General features: G+C 60.9%; 18 protein-coding genes. 7 read left to right on the forward strand and 11 right to left on the reverse strand.

From position 1 onward, the window contains the following. Position 1: 1 nt before the first annotated feature. The 5 genes from ACVWVY_RS19760 (at position 2) to ACVWVY_RS19780 (ending at position 5867) form a co-directional block, all read left to right on the forward strand. Positions 2-1513, forward strand: a complete 1512-nt coding sequence (locus ACVWVY_RS19760; RefSeq protein WP_456632255.1) for a lipopolysaccharide biosynthesis protein — start codon at positions 2-4, stop codon at positions 1511-1513. Between the two features lie 167 nt (positions 1514-1680). Beyond that, positions 1681-2565: a hypothetical protein gene (locus ACVWVY_RS19765; protein ID WP_456627948.1), complete on the forward strand. Its 885-nt coding sequence runs from the start codon at positions 1681-1683 to the stop codon at positions 2563-2565. Between the two features lie 24 nt (positions 2566-2589). Further along, positions 2590-3504: a class I SAM-dependent methyltransferase gene (locus tag ACVWVY_RS19770; RefSeq protein ID WP_456627949.1), complete on the forward strand. Its 915-nt coding sequence runs from the start codon at positions 2590-2592 to the stop codon at positions 3502-3504. Between the two features lie 90 nt (positions 3505-3594). Next, entirely contained in the window at positions 3595-5016 is a 1422-nt protein-coding gene (locus ACVWVY_RS19775) for a DUF6418 domain-containing protein (protein WP_456627950.1), read from the forward strand. Next, positions 5013-5867 carry a hypothetical protein gene (locus ACVWVY_RS19780; protein ID WP_456627951.1) on the forward strand — a complete coding sequence of 285 codons (855 nt, stop codon included), beginning with the start codon at positions 5013-5015 and terminating at the stop codon, positions 5865-5867. The genes ACVWVY_RS19775 and ACVWVY_RS19780 overlap by 4 nt, the downstream gene beginning before the upstream one ends. Before the next feature lie 192 nt (positions 5868-6059). Here the strand turns inward: ACVWVY_RS19780 and ACVWVY_RS19785 are convergent, their stop codons facing one another. Then, positions 6060-6833 carry a class I SAM-dependent methyltransferase gene (locus ACVWVY_RS19785; RefSeq protein ID WP_456627952.1) on the reverse strand — a complete coding sequence of 258 codons (774 nt, stop codon included), beginning with the start codon at positions 6831-6833 and terminating at the stop codon, positions 6060-6062. 270 nt (positions 6834-7103) lie between these two features. Between ACVWVY_RS19785 and ACVWVY_RS19790 the strand changes: the two genes are divergently transcribed. Then, on the forward strand, positions 7104-8306 hold the full coding sequence (locus ACVWVY_RS19790; protein WP_456627953.1) for an HAD-IIIA family hydrolase: 1203 nt from the start codon (positions 7104-7106) through the stop codon (positions 8304-8306). A gap of 7 nt (positions 8307-8313) precedes the next feature. Here ACVWVY_RS19790 and pseF read toward each other — a convergent pair whose 3' ends face one another. From pseF to ACVWVY_RS19840, 10 genes are read right to left on the reverse strand one after another with little or no spacing between them, the layout of a single operon-like run. Then, positions 8314-9003: a pseudaminic acid cytidylyltransferase gene (gene pseF / locus ACVWVY_RS19795; RefSeq protein WP_456627954.1), complete on the reverse strand. Its 690-nt coding sequence runs from the start codon at positions 9001-9003 to the stop codon at positions 8314-8316. Then, positions 9000-10199, reverse strand: a complete 1200-nt coding sequence (gene pseC / locus ACVWVY_RS19800) for a UDP-4-amino-4,6-dideoxy-N-acetyl-beta-L-altrosamine transaminase (RefSeq protein WP_456627955.1) — start codon at positions 10197-10199, stop codon at positions 9000-9002. The genes pseF and pseC overlap by 4 nt, the downstream gene beginning before the upstream one ends. Then, entirely contained in the window at positions 10196-11197 is a 1002-nt protein-coding gene (pseB, locus tag ACVWVY_RS19805; RefSeq protein ID WP_456627956.1) for a UDP-N-acetylglucosamine 4,6-dehydratase (inverting), read from the reverse strand. Before pseB ends, pseC begins: the two co-directional genes overlap by 4 nt. A gap of 53 nt (positions 11198-11250) precedes the next feature. After that, positions 11251-12090 carry an SDR family oxidoreductase gene (locus ACVWVY_RS19810; protein ID WP_456627957.1) on the reverse strand — a complete coding sequence of 280 codons (840 nt, stop codon included), beginning with the start codon at positions 12088-12090 and terminating at the stop codon, positions 11251-11253. Between the two features lie 13 nt (positions 12091-12103). Next, positions 12104-12865 (reverse strand): SDR family NAD(P)-dependent oxidoreductase, encoded by a 762-nt coding sequence (locus ACVWVY_RS19815; RefSeq protein ID WP_456627958.1) that lies wholly within the window; start codon positions 12863-12865, stop codon positions 12104-12106. Then, positions 12862-13707: a sugar phosphate isomerase/epimerase family protein gene (locus ACVWVY_RS19820; protein ID WP_456627959.1), complete on the reverse strand. Its 846-nt coding sequence runs from the start codon at positions 13705-13707 to the stop codon at positions 12862-12864. The genes ACVWVY_RS19815 and ACVWVY_RS19820 overlap by 4 nt, the downstream gene beginning before the upstream one ends. After that, complete coding sequence (locus tag ACVWVY_RS19825; RefSeq protein ID WP_456627960.1) at positions 13704-14468, reverse strand: SDR family oxidoreductase; 765 nt, start codon at positions 14466-14468, stop codon at positions 13704-13706. Before ACVWVY_RS19825 ends, ACVWVY_RS19820 begins: the two co-directional genes overlap by 4 nt. Beyond that, positions 14461-15162, reverse strand: coding sequence for an acylneuraminate cytidylyltransferase family protein (locus tag ACVWVY_RS19830; protein ID WP_456627961.1), 702 nt, complete (start codon positions 15160-15162; stop codon positions 14461-14463). The genes ACVWVY_RS19825 and ACVWVY_RS19830 overlap by 8 nt, the downstream gene beginning before the upstream one ends. Further along, positions 15159-17078 (reverse strand): N-acetylneuraminate synthase family protein, encoded by a 1920-nt coding sequence (locus ACVWVY_RS19835; protein ID WP_456627962.1) that lies wholly within the window; start codon positions 17076-17078, stop codon positions 15159-15161. Before ACVWVY_RS19835 ends, ACVWVY_RS19830 begins: the two co-directional genes overlap by 4 nt. Before the next feature lie 21 nt (positions 17079-17099). Further along, positions 17100-18491, reverse strand: a complete 1392-nt coding sequence (locus ACVWVY_RS19840; protein ID WP_456627963.1) for a GHMP family kinase ATP-binding protein — start codon at positions 18489-18491, stop codon at positions 17100-17102. 393 nt (positions 18492-18884) lie between these two features. Between ACVWVY_RS19840 and ACVWVY_RS19845 the strand changes: the two genes are divergently transcribed. Next, positions 18885-20804: a hypothetical protein gene (locus tag ACVWVY_RS19845; RefSeq protein WP_456627964.1), complete on the forward strand. Its 1920-nt coding sequence runs from the start codon at positions 18885-18887 to the stop codon at positions 20802-20804. Positions 20805-20825 lie beyond the last annotated feature (21 nt).

Genomic DNA, 20825 nt, shown 5'->3' on the forward strand with positions numbered 1-20825 from the left:
CGTGTTGCGCCGATTCGTGCAGAACACAGCAATTTCTGCCGTTGCCTATGCGCTGGCGGGCGTGCTCGGTCTGTTCGCGGTCGGTTTGATTGCGAAGTCATATGGCTTGGCGGTGCTGGGGTTGATCGTGCTCAGCCGCGCGTTCCTGCCGACAGGGTTTTTGGCACTGCTTGATTTGGGGGTTTCGGAAACGACGACCCAGGCCGTCGCCAGGGGACGAGTTGGGGATTGGGTCGTTGCGGGCGAAAAAGTGTCGCTGCTTGCCGCGATCGCCGCTGCCGTTGGGATCGTTTCCAGCGTCATACTCTGGAGCGCGGCGTTTCAGCTCACGGCGGTCTTCAAGGTCGCGCCCGACCAGGTCGCGGCATTTGTTGCAATTCTCAGGGTCACCGCGCTGGCGCTTCCGATTGTTTTTCTTGGTCTGATCGCGGAAGGCACGCTCAAGGGATTCGAGCGGTACGGCTGGCTACGTACAACCGAGATCGGCAGCAACGTACTGTATGTTGCAGCCGTCTACACGCTCGTGTGGCATGGTGCTCCGTTCGAGTGGGTGGCCTATTCCTATCTCGCGATGATCGTGACCAAATATTTCGTGCTTGCGGCCGTCGTTTGCCGCGCCGCGTTCGGAACGCCGCTCCGGCTCCGGTCATGGACGGCATCGAGCAGCAAGGACGTGTTTCATCGCTGCTGGCTCATGTTCAATAACCGGATTGCCGGTACGTTTCAGCAGACCCTGGTTCCTCTCGCAATCGGCGCTCTTTACAGCCCGGTGGAGGTCGGAAGTTTTGATCTGATCACCCGGCTGGCGCGCTTCTTGAAGGCAACGATGGCGCCGCTTCACTCCGCGATTCTCCCGATCTCTACCCACATCGATGAGACCACCGACACTCGGCGGCTTCAGATGCTCGGCCGCAACGGCCTCGTATTGCCAGGGGCTATCATCGTTCCGGCGCTGGTCGTGATGGCGCTCTTTTCGGAGGAGATACTGAAAGTCTGGGTGGGACCGCAGTTTTCCGACCAATGGCCCTGGCTCGCTCTCTCGATGTTCATACCCGCGGTAGCTGCGATGCTCGGCCCGGGGCAAACGGCCTTGATGGTGAGATCAGACTTTCTTCGCTTCAATAACCGGCTGCTCTATTTGCAGGTCATTGTGCAATATCTGGTAACGGGGCTTACCATTGTCTGGTTCCGGGAGCGGGCGTTTATCTTGGGATGGGTGGTTTCCTACGTCGCTCTTGCGCCCTTCATCGCCCACCACATGCTCCTGCGGATGGAACTTCCCCGCTCGTTGTTCTGGGGTGTGCTTGGCAGGCAGGTGCTTGTCGCATTGATGCTTGCCATCGTCGTTGCTGTCGCCAAGGCGTATTTTTATCCGGGCAGTCTGGTGGCTCTTGCGATCGTAGGCGGGCTTAGCTGCATGATCGCCTGGGCATTGAGTGGGGTGATCATCCTGTCGGGGAGCGATCGTGCGATGTTCGGTAGGTTTGCCCGCGCGATGGGTCCGCGTTCCTGATTGCGGAATTCACCGCTTCTTTCGACCGAATCAAGGCTCCCGCTTCAGTGTGACAGCGCCGGCTGCTTGCTCCTGCTGGTTGATTTTGCTAGGACATGGCCGCACATTCCAGGCCGTTTCAGGTCCAATGATGTGCCTAATCTTCAAGGGGAAATGGGTGCGTCCAGATGGGATTGGTGTCCAGAGCGCTTTGGCATGTTAATCGCTCGCCGCTGCGTTATGCAGTCAAATCCGGTGTCAGTGCATGGCATCTTGGCGAAAAGCGGGAACGCAGGCGGCAGGCTCAGCTCCTGAATGTTACTGCGGCTGAGAGAATCTGCGCCGACGAATTGAATCGCAATGGCTATGCCGTTGTCACCGAGCTGATGGATCCGGCCCTGCAGCAGCAGTTCGCGAATGCCGGCAAGGCGAGACTTGACGACATCGAGACGGCTGAAGCCAAGCAAACCTCGAACTGGAAAAAGTTTTGGGTTCGGTTGCTCGACACCGAGATGAAAGACGGCAAGCTCGGTGCCGACAATGTCTTCGTTCAATACGCGTTGCAGCCGGCGGTAATCAATGTAGTCGCCACCGCGCTCGGTGAGGTTCCCTGGCTCGACTATGTTTTGCTGTCCTATTCGCGTCATACCGGCGAGCAGCTTGCCTCTTCGCAACTCTGGCACCGCGACCATGATGACGTCAGGGTGATAAAGCTATTCAGCTATCTCACGGATGTCGAGGAAGACGGCGATGGGCCGTTCACGTTCCTGCCGCGACAATCAACCGACAAATTCGGCTTTCCGCTTCTGGGCAGCCATTTCCCCGACGACCAGGTGTTCGAAAAAGTTCCGCGGGAGGACGTCAAGGTGATGAAGGCGCCGCGTCTTGCGTCGTTCATGGTAGACACCGCGAAATGCCTCCACATGGGGAGCCGGATGGCGCCTGGGCATGGAAGACTGCTATACACCGCCACATTCTTTGCTTTTCCGCGGATGTATCCGGGTGCAAAGAACCGGCCCTTCTCGCCTGCACCGGGCACATCCGCGTTGCAGAAATTGATCTTGGGCCTTTGATCGGTTATCGACGTCGGTTGCCGCGTGCAGGATTCGGGCCTCATTGAATCCGGTATTGCCGAGGGGAATTTCGTGAAGTTCGAGCCAGACGTGACGCCGGCGTCGAGATTGGATTTGTCGCGGGCCTATACCATCGATCTCGCGCGCAGTCTTCGCCGGCTCGCATTCAAAAACGTGCGGCGGACGCACGATGTCGTCGATTCCGAGTATAATTCCGGCGAGTGGGACCGGGTGCTCAACCAGCGCGCTTGGCTCGGCACGGGAACGCTGGAAGAATTTCTCGTCGGGCAGAACTCCGCTCCGCGCCTTGCGAAGGTGGATGGTCGAATCGTTCGGATCGCCACCCGCGACTACTACCGCTACCGGATCGGTGCGCTCTCGGAGCTCATCAAGCAGTATTCCAGCCCCGCGACATCACTAATCGAACTCGGCGCGGGGTATGGCTACAACCTGTTCTCGTTGAGTCTCGACCCGCACTGGAGCAAGCTGCGCGGCTACGATATTGCGCCAAATGGCGTCGAGGCGGGGCGGCAGATCGCGAGCCATTTCCAGCTCGGCAATCGCGTGAGTTTCGACCGGATCGATCTCACCGATGCCGCCGATCCGCATTTCGGCGAGCTGGCGGGCGGCACCGTTTTCACGTATTTCTGTATCGAGCAGATTCCTTATGCCGTGGAAGCGGTGATCGAAAACATCATGCAGGCAAGGCCGGCCCGCGTGGTGAATATCGAGCCGGGCGTCGACATGCTCAACCTGTCTCAGCCGCGTGACCTCGCCAGCCGCGTTTATATTCGGTCGATGGACTATCAGACGCGTCTCTTCCAATTGCTCGACACGCTGGATGCACAAGGGCGAATCCGCGTCCTGGCCCGGGAGCGCATGGGATTTGCACCTACCTTGCACAACGATGGGCTGTTGTATGCCTGGGAGCCTCGCTGACAGTTCCTTGTTTCGCTGTCCGGACTCATAAGAAACAGGCATCCGGCGCCTCTGACTTATGCTGGATTTGCGAATCGGATGGGGGATAGCGTGACAGCTTCAGCGGTGGTCTCTGATTCTCTGCTTGCCACATCGGCGAGCGTGACCGCGGTCGCCATTTTCCTGAGCGTGAGTCTGTGGGTCGCAGTCAAGCGTCCCGGGCTCGGCATGATCTTCTTCTTTGTTCTATTTGCCTTTGCCTGGAGGCTCGCCTCGGTTCTCTACATCGATGTGTTCGGGCCGATTTTTTCCGATCAGTTGGCGCGCGAGATCGGCCCCGGTGTTTCCGTCTTGCCGATTGCGATGTCGCAGGGGATCGTCGTCATCGCGCTGCTGTTTTCGTTTCGACGGGAGCGGGTGCGGCAACTGGTCGGCCCGGACGAATCGGGCTTGGCAAGCCAGCTGCCTCCCGGACGATTTTCGCTCTCTGGCCTTGCGTTTCTGGCTGTTGCTCTTTTTGTCGTCGCACTGTGGCTGGAGCTATTGGTGAGAGGTCCGATCCCGCTGTTCGCAGGAATCGAACGCTTTGACTACTCGCGGCTGCATGGCGGCACTCTGCATCATCGCCTGCTCGAATGGGGGCCAATGCTTGCGTTCCAGCTCGGAGTATTTTTCTCGGTGCCCTTGTTACACAACAGGCCGTCTGATTGGCGGTTCGGCGTATTGTTCGGAACGCTGATCCTGTACCTGTTCCTGGCTGGCCATCGATTTTCGTCCCTTTATGCGTACACCTCGTTCTTTATCATGCCGCTCGGCGCGGTCCTGATCGGGCGTGAGGCGAAGTCGCCGTCCCTCGGTGAAATGCAGTCAAGAAAGATCCTGCGTTGGCTCGCGGCCGCCGCGGTGCCGCTGTCGGTCCTGATCGCGGCCGCCGTGGTCTATTCCTATACCGTCGTTCGCGGGGAAGGAGGGGAACTGCTCGCGAAGCTTTCGCAGCGTATCCTGGTTCAGCAGGGCGAGATGTGGTGGGTGACTTTTGAGCGCGTGTTCCTTCGAGGTGACTGGGACGGAACGCTCGCGGCTTACAAATTGTTCGTCGACCCATTTGATCCGTCCCGCAACTCGACCATGCAGTTCCTGATGGAACAGGCGCTGCCTGTCGTCCGCGCCCATTTCATCATCGCGCAGGGATCGGCATACACTGGCGGTTGGCCCGAGGTTTTTTTCGAGTTGGGTGGTCCGGTCGGCGGCTTTGTGTTGGTCGCGCTATCGGCAATCGTATTCTCTGAATTCTTGTTCCTGATGATGCGATGTATCGTTCAGGAGCGCTTTGCGACGTGCTTTTTTCTGACGCCGATATTATTCGCGCTGTCGGTCACCATGGTCTCGGGGATGGTCAATTCGTACATTCAGGTGACTTTCCTGTTTAAAGTTTCCGTCGCTCTGGTAGTGTATATTATCGAAGACAAGTGGAGGTCGAATCTGGTTTTGTCCCCTTCGATCTCTGGTCCCGAGAAAAAGGCGACGACATGAGCGGTCCGCCAGCCACGGTGCCGGGCGATCAATATCTGGTCGGGCTATATATGTTCTTTTACCGGGCCATACGGGAGCATCTGCTTTTAACGATAGTGCTGCCGCTCGTCGCGATGGCGTCCGCATATCTGGCTACCCGGCAGCTTCCGGCCGTCTATACAGCGCAGGGTAACGTTCGGATAGGAAGAGTGGATGGCACGGAAACCGTGAGCGTTATGGGCGTGGTTTCCCGATTGAATTCGCCTTCGTTCAAGCACCGCGTAATTGAGGCGATGGGCTTGCCCCCTGTCGCCAGCGATCGGACTGCGCACCTGATTTTTCAAAGTCTGGCCGCAAAGCAGGAAACCGCCGATACCCTCGCGGTGACTGTGCGCGCAACCGATGCTCAGCAGGCGCGCGCCGCTGTGGCCTCGGTGGTGAGACTTCTGGACGACGAGCAGCGCAAGATTACAGAACCGCTCGAAGCGGACATCAAGGCGCAGCTTGCGACCATCGATGCGACGATCACCGGCCTGCTTGAGACCAGGGACTCATTGTCCGCCCTGATTAAGGAAAATGCGGAAGGGGTGTCCATCGACCCGACATCGCTCGTGATGAGAAGAGTGTGGTTGGCCGATCTCATCTCGCGTAATGAGCAGCGGCTGACTGCCGCGAAGGCCGAGCGGCACGCGCTTTCCGCGAAGCTCGGAGCCTGGAAAACCTACCCAACCACACTTCTGGATAATGTTTTTGTATTGCCAGGATTCGCGCTTCGGCCGGCTACGATGGCGCTTCTGGCAGGCGGAGCCATGTTCATGATCGTTTTTCTCGGCGTCGTACTTCGCGGGTCCAAGGCTGTTCGCTCGGCTTAGAAAACCTTCACTGATGTCTGTCGCGATGCTCACTTGAAGAAATCATTGCTCGCGAGGGACTTGCGAGGGCGTTCTGCGCATCGAATTCTGCGCCACTCGCGTCGACGATTGTGTCGCCGTAGTGTTGCGCCGATTCATCGACGCCTTCCTTGCTGACACTCTCCGATTTGCGGCTTGCCAAGCTAATGAGGCTCATTGCGCTTTGATGGCATAGACATTATGGCCGAATATCGAGAGGCCGGTCGTTTCGGCCGCCGCGCGGACATAGAACTTGAAATCCTGAAGTGAAAGCGGAGCAAACTTGAAACGCCTTGGCGACATTCCGGCGCGCGCGAACATTGCGGCAATATCTGCCGCCGAGAAGAAATTGATATGGTCCGGCGGTACCCACAAATGACGCTTTCTCCAGCCCGGGGAAAGCGCGCGTATGTCGTTCACGTTCGGCGTGATCACGATGAGTATCCCACCCGGATTTAAGGCGCCAGCGGCGACCTCCAACATTTCGGCGGGCTCGGCTACATGTTCCAGCACATTGTCGATCACAAGAGCGTCGGCGCGCTGGTTGCCCTCAAAAGTCGTCTGGGTGATCGGTACGCCGGCGCGAATGCCAAAATCTGAAAGCCCTCTGGCGGGCTCGTAGCCGATGTACTCAACGGGATCGTTCCGCATGAGATAGCCGACTTCACCACGCCCGCAGCCGATGTCTATGATCCGGCTCCCGGCAGCAAGATGAGAGAGCAACAGCCGGCGTATCTGGTGATGCCGGGGCCTGAATGCCCATCCGATTTTGTCGATGTCGATATGATTGGCGGTGTCAGCTTCGGGATCGGCTACAAAGATGAAACCGCAATCGCTGCAGGTCACGATCTCGAAGCTCTCACCCGATCGGGTCAGGCTAAGCTTCGGGTCGAACCGGGTACCTTTGCAAATAGGACAGTGCGAGCGCGGACTGCGGGGGGACGGCACGACAAACTCCCTTAGAACTCCTTGTTCCTATCGGTGTAGCAGCATACAGGCAAGCGCGAGCTATTTACCGGCACCTTGTTGTCGTGCTTAGGTCGGGTTTCACCAAGGAACCAGTGGCGGAGAACTTGTCTTGTTCCGATTGTCGAATTTCCATCCAAGGACCGCGCTTTGGCGAGCCGTTACAAGTATTGGTCCATTACGCGCCAAGACATCCGCCATTTGGCAGAATTTTTGCAGTTAATTTCGCCCAGCATTCGCAGGTGAGGCATCGTGCTGAAGCAGGCCGTCATTCTGGTCGGTGGGTTGGGTACCCGGCTGGGGGAGATGACCCGACTGGTCCCGAAGCCGTTGCTTGAGGTGGCCGGTAAGCCTTTCCTCGATTACATCCTCGACGAATTATCACGCTATCCGACCATTCAGGACATCGTGCTTCTGGCGGGCCACCAGGCTGGGCAGGTGGTCGATCGCTACAACGGCAAGCGCTCGCGTGGCGCGACGATCTCGGTGGTGTCCGAGCCGGCCCCAATGGGCACGGGCGGGGCGTTGAAGCACGCCGCACCCAGGCTGGACGAGAAGTTTCTGCTTCTCAACGGCGACTCGTTTTTCGATTTCAACCTTCTCGATCTTACCGCGCAGGCGCATTCGCCCGCGATCGTGCGCGTGGCGTTGAAGAAGGATCAAGCGGGCGACCGCTACGGGCGCGTCCTGCTCGATCGGGATTTCATCAAGACGTTCCTGCCGGCGGGCGCGCAGCCGAACGGGCCGATCAATTCAGGCGTCTATTGCGTCGACCGGGATGTGCTGTCCTTTATCGATGAGGGGTCGTGTTCGCTCGAGCAGGCGGTTTTTCCGCGCCTCGCCGAAAAGGGGCAGTTGCGGGCGGCGCTATACGATGGGTTCTTCATTGATATCGGCGTACCTGCCGACTTTGAACGCGCGCAGACCGAGCTTCCCGATAGGGTACGTCGCCCCGCGGTTTTTTTCGACCGGGACGGGGTCCTCAACATCGACAAGGCTTATGTGCACAAGGTCGACGACTTTGAATGGGTCGTAGGCGCGCGCGAGGCCATCAAGCTCTGCAACGACCGTGGCTACCTCACATTCGTAGTGACCAATCAGGCCGGTGTCGCGCGCGGCTACTACGGGATCGAGGCCGTTCATGCGCTGCATGACTGGATGAGCGCCGATCTCGCGCAGATTGGCGCGCATATCGATGAATTCCAGTACTGCCCCTATCACGAGGAAGGCGTCGTCGCGGAGTGGCGGCAGGCAAGTGACCGGCGCAAACCGGCGCCGGGCATGATCCTCGATTGCCTCAAGGGCTGGCCGGTACGAACGGAATCCAGCCTGCTTGTCGGCGATATGCCGCATGACCTCCAGGCTGCGGCCGCTGCCGGGATAAAAGGGCATCTGTTCGAGGGTGGCGACCTCTTGTCGTTCATCCGGCCGCTGCTCGTCGCGGACGCGGCGTGATCGCTGCTTATGTGCGGTTGACGGCCCGATACATCAGTTCGGCCTGGTCCCAGTCTTCGAGCGTATCGATATCCTGCACCAGATGCCGCGGCAGGATCAGGCCGATCGAATGCGGCGCGAACACCGGCATATCCTCCAGAAAGGCGCGCGCGGTGCCCCAATAGAACTGTCCGGCATCGTGATAGGCATGCTCGAGATCCTGCGATCGTGTCAGGCGATGTTCCGGATAGATCGCGTCCACCCGCCCGTCCGGCGTGATACGGACGGCGCGTTGGATCGGAAAGGCGTAGCTCGTGACGGAAAACGCGAAGGCGGCGTCCGAGCAAGCGAGGGCCTCGTACCCTTCTGTGATGAAACGCGCCTGCACCAGCGGCGCGGTGGCGTAGAGACAGCACGCATGTGTGACGTCGTTTGACTGCGAGTTGAACCAGGCCACCGCATGCTTGACGACGGCGTTGGTGCCGGTGAAATCGTCGGCAATTTCCTTCGGCCGGGTGAAGGGCGTCGTGGCACCGAATTCGCGGGCGACGGAGGCAATCTCCTCGTCATCTGTCGAGACGACGACCTGATCGAACAATCCCGTCTGTTGAGCCGCGGCGATTGAGTAGGCAATGATCGGCTTGCCACAGAACATGCGGATGTTCTTGCGCGGGATCCGCTTGCTGCCGCCTCGCGCCGGGATGACGGCGATCTTCACGCGAGGATCTTCCGCAGTGCCGCGACGACGGTGTCCTGTTCGTCATCCGTCATGCGCGAAAACAGCGGCAATGTGATTGCGTCCTCGTAATAGCTCTCGGCCTCGGGGAACATGCCGGCCTGGAAACCGAGCTTCCGATAATAAGGCTGCGTATGCACGGGAATGTAGTGCACATTGACGCCGATTCCGGCCGCACGCAGCGCGTCGAACACCTGGCGCCGGCTGAGCTTGATCTCGTTGCGGTGCAGGCGAATGACGTAGAGGTGCCAGGCGGAATTCGTGTCGGGGTGCTGCCACGGACATGTCAGCGGCTGCTTTGCCAGCAGCCTGTCGTAGCGCGCCGCAAGCGCGCGCCTGCGCGCGACAAAGGGTTCGAGGCGCGCGAGCTGGCTGGTGCCGAGCGCCGACTGAATATCGGTCATGCGATAATTCAGGCCAAGCTCGATCTGCTCGTACATCCACGGGCCATCCCGTTCTTCGTTGACCCGCTGTTCCTCGATGTGCGACGCGCTCCGCGGTTCTTCCAGCCGCTGTGCAGGGCGGATGATTCCGTGCGTGCGCAGACAGGAGAGGCGTTCGGCGAGCTTCGGATCGTTGGTCAGTGCCATGCCGCCCTCGCCGGTCGTGATGATCTTGACCGGGTGGAAGCTGAAAATTGTGGTATCGCCGTAGCCGCAGGAGCCGACCTTGCGCCCCAGATACTCCCCGCCGACGGCGTGCGAGGCGTCTTCGACAATTCGAAAGCCGTAGCGGTCCGCCAGCGCACGGATTTCACGCATCTCGCAGGATTGACCGGCGAAATGCACGGGTACCACGATCTTGGGCAGACGGCCACGCAATGCCGCGACTTCAAGCTTTTCGGCGAGCGCCGCGACGCTCATATTGTAGGTTCGCGGATCGATATCGACGAAGTCGACGCTGGCGCCGCAATACAGCGCGCAATTGGCCGATGCTACAAAGGTGTTCGGCGTCGTCCAGAGCGTGTCGCCGGGGCCGAGATCGAGCGCAAGGCAAGCAATGTGGAGCGCTGCCGTAGCATTAGCTACCGCGATGGCGCTGCGGCTGCCGCAATAGGCGGCCATCGCCTGCTCGAAACGGGGGCCGGCCTGGCCCTGGGTCAGCCAGTCCGAGCGCAGCACCTCGGTGACTGCCTCGATGTCCTCAGCCGAGATGTCCTGACGTCCATAGGGGATCATTGGACCGCAATTCTATTGAATTCCCTGATCTCGGACACATCAAGGAAGTGGTCGTTCCGGCCGGAATTATACTCGAATCCGTCCGACACCGGTTCTCCGTGCTCGCCGATCTGGTTGGTAACATAGTCGACGTCTTTGCGGAAAAACTTGATGGTCGGCTTGATGACGAAATGATCGTGGAAGCGCAGGGTTAAGTGCGAGTCGTCAGTTGGGCACATGATCTCATGCAGCTTTTCGCCGGGACGAATGCCGATCACCCTGGTCGGCAGGTTCGGCGCCATGGCTGTTGCAAGATCGGGAATACGCACAGACGGGATCATCGGAACGAAGATTTCTCCGCCCGACATGCGCTCGAAGCTCTTGTTGACGAAGTCAACGCCCTGCTGCAGCGTTATCCAGAACCGGGTCATGCGGGGGTCGGTGATCGGCAGGTGATCACAGCCTTCAGCCAGCAGCCTGTTGAACAACGGTACGATCGAGCCACGGGAGCCGACCACGTTGCCATAGCGCACGACGCCGAAGGCCGTGCGATGTCCGCCTGCCATGTTGTTCGCCGCGATGAACAGCTTGTCGGAGGCGAGCTTGGTGGCACCGTACAGGTTGATGGGCTGCGCGGCCTTGTCGGTTGACAGCGCGATGACCTTCTCGACGTCGGCCTCCAGCGACGCTTGAATGACGTTCTCGGCGCCGTGGATGTTGGTCTTGATGCATTCCATCGGATTGTATTCGGCCGCGGGCACCTGCTTCAGAGCCGCTGCGTGAATCACGAAGTCGATGCCCTTCATAGCCGTGCGCAGGCGTTCACCGTCGCGCACGTCTCCGATGAAATAGCGCATCGGCGATTGGTCGAACTCCTGCTGCATCTCGTATTGCTTCAACTCGTCGCGCGAGTAGATCACGAGACGGCGAGGCTTGAAGTTCTTCAGGAGATTGCCGACGTATTTGCGCCCAAACGAACCAGTGCCGCCGGTAATCAGAATGGACTTGTCGTTGAACATGGTTGCTGCTGCGTCGGCTCGAGTTGCATGAAAATGAGGGGAACGCGCGGTGGTTACCATACGCTCCTGCCGCCGTCCATGACCATGTTCTGCCCGGTCATGTAGCTCGATGCGTCCGAGCAGAGGAACTGGACGGCGGCGCAGTATTCGTCGACCCGGGCCATCCGTCCCATCGGGATGAGACGCGTCAGGCGTTCGACGAACGCGGGATCCTGGTTGTTGAAAACGCCGCCCGGTGAAATCGCGTTGACCCGAACGCCCTGGTCCGCCCAGTAGGTCGCGAGGTACTTCGTCAAACCGATCAGGCCGTGCTTGATGACGGAGTAGGTGACCGGCTTCACCGGCTGCTCTTCATCCCGCGTGATGTTGGGCTGCCGGTACAGCCGCTGATCCGGCGCGATCACGCCGAGATCGGATGCGATGTTGAGGATCACGCCGCGGCCGCGCCTTGCCATGGCGCCGCCAAAGACCTGCGAGCACAGCATCGCGCCGGTCAGTCCCACCGCGATTTCGGTCTGCCATTGTGGAACCGGAAAAGCTTCGAAGCGTGACGAATGCATCACGCCCGGCGTCGAGGTGACCTTGGGATCGATCGCGGCGTTGTTGACGAGGATATCGACGGCGATGCCGCGGCCGGCGAGATCCTCGCCGGCCGCGGCAACCGATGCCTGCGACGTCACGTCGATGATGGCGGGGACAAGATCGGCGGCGGGCGCGAGTTCCTTCACGGCAGCAATGGTCGCATCAGCCTGCGCCGGTCCGATGTCGCTGACCACCACGCGCGCGCCGGCATCGACCAGGGCGGCGACATGCTGACGTCCCAACAAGCCTCCGGCGCCGGTGACGAGCGCGGTGCGTCCCGTGAGGTCGTATCGAGCGGAGGGCGCGGTCATGGAACGCTCCTGTTCAAGCACGCAATTGTCCGCCGTCGGCCACGATCACGGTGCCGGTGATGAACGCGGCGCGGGGGGAGGCGAGAAAGGCGACAATGTCGGCAACCTCTTCGGGTTTGCCGAGCCGGCGCAGCGGAACGTCGCGGGCGAGCATCTCGTCCACGGCGGCTTTGTTCTCGGCGATCTTGCGGGCCCAGGTGCCATCGGCGCTGAGAATGTTGCCGGGGGCAACGGCGTTGATGCGGATGCCTTCTTCTGCCAAAGGCCGCGCAAGGCCGTGCACCGTCGCATTCAAGGCTGCTTTCGCCGCCGAATAGGTCACCGGCGCGCCGAGCGCGGCGAGCCCGCAGATCGAGGATACGCAGACGATTGCGCGATCGCCGCCGCCGCGGCTCATCAGCGGCCGCGCGGCTTCGATCGTATTGGTGGCGGCGAACAGGTTGATATCCATCACCCGCGACCACTCGGCCGCGGTTTCCTTGCCCGGCGGCACGGAAGTTCCGCTGCCGACGTTGCAGACGAGGATGTCGATGCTGCCCCATTGCTTTTCGACATCGTTCACCAGCGCCAGCGCGGCGGCGGGATCGGTGACGTCGACGGCATGGCACGAGGCGCCGCGGCCGATCCTGTCCGCCGCCGATTTGAGGTCGTCGAGGCCACGCGCCGCCATCGCGACCTTGGCGCTCTCGGCGGCAAGGGTGTCGGCAATCGCAAAACCGATGCCGCGGCTGGCGCCGACCACCAATGCGACCCGGCCCTCGATCTCGAGCTTCATCGCCTGGCGTCCTCGATCCAGCCCACGGTCATGTCGCGATACCTGGCCAGCGCGCCGGCATGGTCGCCGTCGGTGGCGCGCGCCGTTTGCAGAATATACTGCCCGCGATAGCCGGACTGCTCGATCAGCCGGATGGTTTTGGCGAGATCGGCAGCGCCGGTGCCGATCGGCACGGTGGTGCCGCCAAGCAGCCGGTCCTTCACATGCACATTGAGAATGCGCGGCGCGTAGGCCGGAATTTCCTCGGCGGAATCGTATCCGAGCGCGGCGCTGTTGCCGCTGTCGTAGTTGATGCCGAACATTTCGGCCGGGAATTTGTCGATGAACTGCGCCAGCGGCGCGGGCGGCAGGTCGGATTCGAAAACGATCCTGACGCCTTGCTTCGACAGTGAGGCGGCCCGATCGAGCAGAACACGCAGCAAGTTTTCGGTCTGCGCCTGGGTCTCGATCCTGCCATTGTCGACCAGTGGAATCACGACGAATTCGATGCCGAGGGTAGCGCAAGAGCCGAGTACCAGATCGAGATCGGCCACCAACGACTTCTGCGTTTCGCCATCCGCCTTCCAGAATGGCGCTTGCATGAAGCAGTCGCCGGTCAGGCTTGCGGGTCTGAGCGCGTGGCGGCGCGACAGCTCGAGGATTTCCTTATGTCCGGTGGCGGTGTTGAGCGGGTTTTCGCGCAGGCGATCCTGGTCGATCGTCCATTCGATCCGGGTCAGGCCGAGCGCATTGGCGCGGGGAAATTCCTCGCGCCATTCGTTCCACGGGAAGGCCTGGATCTTGCCGTCGACCATGGCCGACAGCCGCCCCTGCATGAAGCCGATGCGTTCTAATGTCGTCACGGCTTGCCACCCTCGCTGATCGCGAGGCCCTTCGTGGTCCAACCGCCATCGACGAACAGTTCCTGGCCGGTCACATAGGCCGAAGCGGATGACGCCAGGAAAACCGCGGCGCCGGCGAGATCGTCCGGGTTGCCCCAGCGGCCGAGCATGGTGTGGCGGCGGCGATCCTCGTGCATGACAGGGTCGGCAAAACTTGTGGCGGTCATCTCGGTTGCGACATAGCCGGGCGCGAGCGCATTGACGCGAATACGATCGCGCGCATAGTCCGCAGCAAGCGCGCGCGTGAGGCCGGCCAGACCGGCCTTGGCGGCGACATAGCCGGGATTTCCCGGAAAGCCGCGCACCGAGTTGATGCTGGTGACGTTGATGATGGAGCCGCCGCCCGCCTTCTTCAGGAGCGGATAGGCCGCAAGGATCGTCGCGTAGACACCGCTCAGGTCGACCGCCAGCGTGTCCCGAAATCGCTGGAGTTCGCCCATCGTCGCGGAGGCGGGAAGGCTGATGCCCGCGGCATTGACCAGCACGTCGAGCCGTTCTCCGGTTTTCGCGAGATGATCGAATACAGACCCGATGGCGGCATCATCGGCCAGATCGCATTTGAGCGCGGTGACGGGCGACGGCGCCGTGCCGCTCCGGCTGAAGCCGAACACTTTTGCGCCACTCACCTGCAGGCCGGCCGCAATGGCCGCGCCAATGCCGCGCGATGCCCCGGTGACGACGGCGGTCTTGCCTTCCAGCGAAAAGGCTCCGGGGTTATGCATAGCCGTAGCTGCGCATGATGGCCGCACAAAGCTTGATGTCTTCCGGGCGATCGATCTGGAACATTTTGTGCCGCTCCATCAGATGCATTCCGATCTTGCCGCCGAGCCGGTTACTCTGCTCGCGCAGTAGCGAGGGGATTAGAACGTAGAACGAGCCGTTCTCCAAATACCGCTTTTCGATCTGCTGCCGCATCCGCCGGTTGCGGAAATCATAGTTGATCGGCTCGGGCCCGTTGGCGCCGATACGCCAGTTGAAATAATCCTCGACCTCGCAGACCGAGAGCAGGCTGTCGAGCTCCTCCCGCTCGAAGGTCGCGAGCGCCTGTTCGATGTCGCTGGATTCCCGGATCGGCGACGTTGCCTGCAGCGCGACGACCCTTCCGAACGGGCCAAGCTTGCCATCGAGCTGCTCCAGCGCGTGCAGCCACGCCGATTCCGATGAGGCGAGATCGCCGGAGATGTCTTCCGGGCGTCGGACACCGACCGCGCCGGCGGCCTCCGCAGCGGCAAGGATCTGCTCGCTGTCGGAAGAGACCGCGACGACGTCGACGCCGCGGGCGGCGGCGGCCTGCATGACGGTCCAGGCGATCAGCGGCTTGCCGCACAGATCGATCAGGTTCTTGTGCGGAATTCCCTTGGAGCCGCCGCGCGCTGCGATCACGGCCAGCGTCCGCCCGGGCGTAACCCTCGTCATATGCGGCCCTCGAGGCGCTCGAGCGCCGTCCAGAATCCTTCGCCCATATTCTTGTGGCCCTGCCAGATTTCGGGGATGAACGAGGCGCCGGGGGCATACTTGCGCAGGAGAACGCCGATCTGGTCGAAGTCGATCTCGCCTTCGCCGATCTGCAGGCCTTCGCCGTCGAGACCCTTGGCATCGCCGAAATGCAGATGGGCGGTATGCGGACCGAGCTGCGCGAGGCCTTCGCCGAAATCGAAGCCGAAATGATTGGCGGCCAGCTTGGTGTGGGAAATGTCGACGCACATCCGCAAATCATGCTTGGCGCAGAATGCGGCGGATTCCTCCGGGAAAATGAAGATGTTCTGGTGACGCTGTCCGCCGAAATGCCACGGGAACGGCGCCATGGTCTGGGGAATCAGTTCGACGCCGTCGAGATCGAGCTCCGCGAGGCTGGCGGCGAAGATGCGATAGCACTCCGCCTTCTGCTCCGACGACAGCGGCTCGTCCATGGTGAAGCCGCCGATATTGGCGACGATCGGCGGACGCTTGGTCTTCGGAAAGAATTTTTTCAAGCCGCGCGTGATGTCGATGACGGCCTGGGTCTGCTCCAGCGAATAGCGGCGCAGCCCTTCGTCCGACGTCGCCAGATCCATCAGCTTGCTGCCCGCAAACAATTCGGGCGCGTGCACCACGAAGCCGAGATCGTAGGTGCCGGACAGATAGGCGGCCGGATCGCGCTCCATGTCGCTGTAGCTGAGATGGAACTCGATGATGTCGGGCTGGCAGATTTCCAGAAACCGTTGCGTGTCGTGATAGCGAACCGGCACGCCCCATGGCCGGTCGAAACGATAGCGGCGCGCGGTGGCGGCGCCATCGGCGAGATCGCTCTGAAAGAAGTAGTCGTCTCTCGCCATCGCGCGGTTGAGGCGCCGGCCGATCAAGGCAGGCATTTTGAGCGGCGACAGGCCCTGGCCCGGGCTTTTGACGGCGACGTCGGTCTCGGCGACAACCGTGCCGGCGGGAATGTCGTGGGCGGCCACCAGGCTCTTGGCGAGGTTCTCGCGGTTAATCAGCTCGCCCTGGCTCAGCGCACGTTCCGCAAGCTTTTCGCCGCGCGCTGTCTCCACTTCGCGAATGCCTGACACCAGCGCCTTGAATTCCTCCGGCTCGAGGCTGGCCGCGTGATCCGGGCCTTCCATTTCGCGATCGAGCGTGATGTGGCGTTCGATCACGACCGCGCCCATCGCGACCGCGCCGATCGAAACCGCGATCCCGCGCTCGTGACCGGAATAGCCGACGAAGGGATGGATCTCCCGCAGCGTCTCCATGAAGCGCAAATGAATATTGTGAAGTGCGGCAGGATAGGTGCTCTGGCAATGCAGCAGCACGTAAGGCGCCGAGCGGTCGTCGAGGAATTTTGCCGCGGCCTGAAGTTCTTCCGACGTGCTCATGCCGGTCGAGACGATCAGCGTCTTGCCGGTCGCGGCCAGTTTCGCCAGCAAGGGGAGGTTGGTCAGGTCGGCGGAGGCGACCTTGTAGGCCTGAACCCCGAACGTCTCCAGTGTTGCGACGCTCGACGCATCCCAGGGCGTGCACAGGTACTGGATGTTCTGCGAGGCGCAGTAGGCGGCCACACGGCGCTGCTGCTCGGTGGTCAGTTCGAAGCGGCGCAAGAGGTCGAGGGTGTATTCGACGGCGAGGTCGTCGTCTTTGCCGGAAAGGCTCGAGGCGCGGTAGACCTCGTCCAGCTTGCGCATCTGGAATTTCGCGCAATCCGCGCCGGCTGCGACCGCGGCGTCGACCAGAGCGATAGCGCGATCGAAATTGCCATTATGGTTGTTGCCGACTTCCGCAATGACATAGCACGGCTGACCGTTGCCGATCGAACGATAGCCGATCCGGATCGTAGTCGCCTGGTTGGTTGAATTCATGAACCTTCTCGGTGTCCAGTCTTATGCGGCGCCGCCCTTGGCCGGCGCGCCGCGAATGCGCGATTTCCAGGTCCGCAGGCCGTTTTCCTCGAATGCGATTCGTGAGCAGGACAGGCCTTTCTGCTCCAGCGCCGCGATCAGCGGATAGCGGTGAAACGGGCGGACGAAGAAGATGAAATAGCCGCCGCCGCCGGCGCCCAGCAGCTTGCCGCCGACCGCGCCGTTGGCTTTCGCGAGATCATAGATCGCATCGAGTTCGTCAGAACTGATCAGAGAACTCAGGCGCCGCTTGGCGTGCCATGCCTCGTCGATCAGGCGGCCGCACTCCAGAAGCTGGCCGCGCAGCAGATGATGCCGGATCTCGCGCGTCACTTCCTTTTGCTTGGCCGCGGCCGCGACGGCGTCGCCGGTCTCGTGCTGCTGCTTCTGGTCGCGGTGGATCGAACCGGAATCGTGGTTGGAGCCGGTGTAGCAAAGCACCAGGCTTTCCTCGAGCTCGGCGACGATATTGGGCTCGAGGCGAAGCGGAACGATGGTGTTCTGCTCTGACGAAAACTCCATGTGATTGAAGCCGCCGAACACGGTGGCGTACTGGTCCTGCCAGCCGCCGGGTATGTTCAGCATCAGCCGTTCGGCCTGAAAGGCCATTTCCGCGATCTCATGTCGGTCCCATCGATCGGAGCGGAATTCGTTGAAGCAGCCGATGATGGCGGAGGACACCACCGCTGAACCGCCGAGGCCGGAGCCGACGGGAAAATCGGCTGAAACGTCGAGATCGAATCCGTAGGCTGGCTGGATCAGGCGTACTACCGACTTGATCAGCGCCAGTTCGCCTTCGCTGCCGAGGCTGGCGAGATTTTCCGCTTCGACCGTGCAGCGAAAATCGTGCGAGTAGATTCTGATCCGGTTGTCATTGCGCCGGCGCAGCGTCGCGTGCGCGTACATCGCAATGGTCGCGTTGATGACGGCGCCGCCGTCATTGTCGACGAAGTAATGCGTGAGGTCGGTGCCGCCGCCGGAGAAACTGATTCGAACCGGCGAGCGGGCGCGGGCGAATACTTCGCTTTCCTGGCCGAGATTGAAAAGATCGCGGCTAAACACATCCACCAGCCGGCCGTCAGCGTCGAGGATCGGAACGACATGGACCCGCTGGTCGAGCAGCTTGAGAATCTGTTCGCGCGGCGCACCGGCGCGCGCCCATACAAAGTTGCGGTTGATGCAGCTCGCGACCTCGCCCTGGATCGATATTCCCGTCAGCAGCCGCCGGCGGATGTCGCCGTCGGTGACGGCTCCGATCACACGCCCCTCGGCGTCACGGGCAAACAGTATCCCCAGCATGTTGGCATTGAGCCGCTGGAATGCCTGTTCGATCGTGTCGCTCTCGGCGATGGTAAGGTGGCTCTTGTCTGGCAATTTGGCGGGTCCAAAGCGGCAACCGGTTCCGGTCTTGGCCCGGAAATGCCTCTATTTTCGGGTCGTTAGATACGGCAGGGGGGCAGATCGTGCAAGGCTCTCTTGGAGTGGTGAATTTAGGCCAGCTATGCTATCGCACGCGGAGATTGACCTGCTTCAGGCGGGGTCGGCCTACTTGTCGGGCTTATCGCCAGATGAGCCGACGAGTGGAAGTTATCCAAATCCCCGGGGCCAAAAAGCAGGTTCGATTGCGTGCAAGCTTCTGAACAATTGTATCGGCCACGGATGGTCGAACAGACGTCCGGCCGAACGCATCCGCCTGCCACCCATCGAACCAGCCCGATCTATTTCGCGGCAATATTTGGGTGGACGATGGCGGCGGTGTCCGCCGTCATGTTGGCCATCGTGCGATGGCCGTTGGGAAGCCCGCACTGGTTTGTTTTCGTCAAGGCGCTCCTGCTATTGGGCGCCGTCATCGCCTGTGCAACGTTGTTCACTGTGCGCTATGTGGAACGCGGTGGCGCCTACGCCGCGCTTCTCGTTTCAATGCTCGCAGTGATTTTCCTGCCCTGCGTTGCCTGGTTGAACGGGCATTTGGCTGACGCAATCACCTATCCGCTATTTGTCGGTCTATTGGTCGCGGGGATTACGCAGACGGCATCTGCCATGCGTGGCTCACCCGTCGGGGTGTGGGCCTTTGCGGTCGTCTGCGGTTGTCTCGCGGGTTGCGGCTATTTCCTGTTGATCAATTCTCGCGCCTACGCATCGATCCTCACGCCCGAATTGGCGCTGGCCGGCATCCACCAGCTGGACACTATTTTTCATGCCTCCATCGCCAACATGCTCATCAAGTATGGGGTATTGAGCACCGGCCTCGATGGATTCGTTTCCATCAAATATCACGCTCTGTCTCACCTCTGGCTGGGCTGTGTCAGTCTTTGGCTCGGGGTACCGACGCTGGAAGGTTACGTTGTCGGCATGCAAGTCATCGCCATTCCGGTGCTGTTGTTCAGCCTGTCGCTTGCGATCCACTTGTTTCGCCGAACCGGAGACGGTTGGACCAATGGCGCGCTGATGACGTTGGGTTCACTACTGTTGCTCCTGGCGATCGACCTGTGGGGATGGACGTCTTATCTCGTCTCCGAATCCTATTGTCTCGCGATGATCCTGTTCTTGCTGACGCTGCCCCTGCTGGCGGAGATCGCGGCCGACGAACGGCGCCACCGCCTCAGCCTGCAGCTCTTAGCGCTCGGTGTTGCTGGCTTGCTGATCTTGTTTTCAAAGATTTCCGTGGGCGCAGTTCTGGCGAGCGGGGTTGGAGTTCTACTCTGGCGGCGAATGGGCCTGACGCCGCTGGGGCTGATCAAGCTGGCTGTTCCACTCCTCTTTCTTTCGATACTCACCACAGCTGTTATCTTTCCGGGTATGGAGGTGCTGCTGCAGGCGCTCGATCCTCTCGGCTTCATCAGAGAGTATCCGCGCAGCGGCTTGTGGAACATCGCGGCAAATGTTGTGCTGCTTGGTGTCGCCTTTCAGGTGTGGCGGCATGGTATGGCGCAGGACAAGAGGTGTGCCGAAGCGGTCGGCGTCATGGCAATCGCAGGCATCGCCGTCGCTCTCCTGCTGAATCTTCCGGGCGGCGGTGATTATTATTTCGTCAACGTCGGGGCGTGGACGGCAATCGTATTCGTGGGCGCCTATGGCACCGCATTTTTCGAGAGGCTTTTCTCCAATCCTTCTCCGGGCTTAATAGTTGTGGCGATCTTGCTCGTTGCGCTTGCGACGAGAGAAAAAAGAGAAAGCGCGTACCGGCTGGGCGCGTTGTTCGCAGAGCTCCAGGCACGGGTCCGGCTGGTTACGGGAGAAAGCGCGGGCCCGGAGACAACGACCGGTCAACGCCTTGTCGCGCTTCTGACGCCGGGACATCAGGCACGCTACGCGCTTGCCAGAGACATCAAGCGGATGCCGGGAGCGCAGGCCAGCGCGACATTGCAGGCATTGGGAATCGCGGAGGCGCATCGCGCGGCGGTATTTGTATCGCCAGAGAATCTGGCTTTCTGGAACATCACCATGGAGTGCCGCGCTGTTCCCTTCGTTGTTCCAGCGATCCTTGGCGTACCAATGTTGAAAGGACTAAGTCCGACGGCGCTCAAATGCCCCAGCGAGCCGCATTATGGCTTCACCAATTACAAGGATGCAAGTTCCGAACCGTTGAGCGACCAGCAACTCTGCGTCCGGGCTGCATCCTGGAATTTCGATGAAGTGTTGATACTCACGACGCTCACTACCGGCCGAAAAATCCGCTGCAACTGAGGCACTGCAGCCCGGAACGAT

It is taken from the genome of Bradyrhizobium sp. URHC0002 (assembly GCF_054059515.1).

Excerpts from the sequence above, each read along its gene's own strand:
- ACVWVY_RS19765 (WP_456627948.1), top strand. The coding sequence starts at position 1,681 with ATGGGATTGGTGTCCAGAGCGCTTTGGCATGTTAATCGCTCGCCGCTG.
- ACVWVY_RS19780 (WP_456627951.1), top strand. The coding sequence starts at position 5,013 with ATGAGCGGTCCGCCAGCCACGGTGCCGGGCGATCAATATCTGGTCGGG.
- pseC (WP_456627955.1), bottom strand. The coding sequence starts at position 10,199 with ATGATCCCCTATGGACGTCAGGACATCTCGGCTGAGGACATCGAGGCA.
- pseB (WP_456627956.1), bottom strand. The coding sequence starts at position 11,197 with ATGTTCAACGACAAGTCCATTCTGATTACCGGCGGCACTGGTTCGTTT.
- ACVWVY_RS19810 (WP_456627957.1), bottom strand. The coding sequence starts at position 12,090 with ATGACCGCGCCCTCCGCTCGATACGACCTCACGGGACGCACCGCGCTC.
- ACVWVY_RS19815 (WP_456627958.1), bottom strand. The coding sequence starts at position 12,865 with ATGAAGCTCGAGATCGAGGGCCGGGTCGCATTGGTGGTCGGCGCCAGC.
- ACVWVY_RS19825 (WP_456627960.1), bottom strand. The coding sequence starts at position 14,468 with ATGCATAACCCCGGAGCCTTTTCGCTGGAAGGCAAGACCGCCGTCGTC.
- ACVWVY_RS19830 (WP_456627961.1), bottom strand. The coding sequence starts at position 15,162 with ATGACGAGGGTTACGCCCGGGCGGACGCTGGCCGTGATCGCAGCGCGC.
- ACVWVY_RS19835 (WP_456627962.1), bottom strand. The coding sequence starts at position 17,078 with ATGAATTCAACCAACCAGGCGACTACGATCCGGATCGGCTATCGTTCG.
- ACVWVY_RS19845 (WP_456627964.1), top strand. The coding sequence starts at position 18,885 with ATGTTGGCCATCGTGCGATGGCCGTTGGGAAGCCCGCACTGGTTTGTT.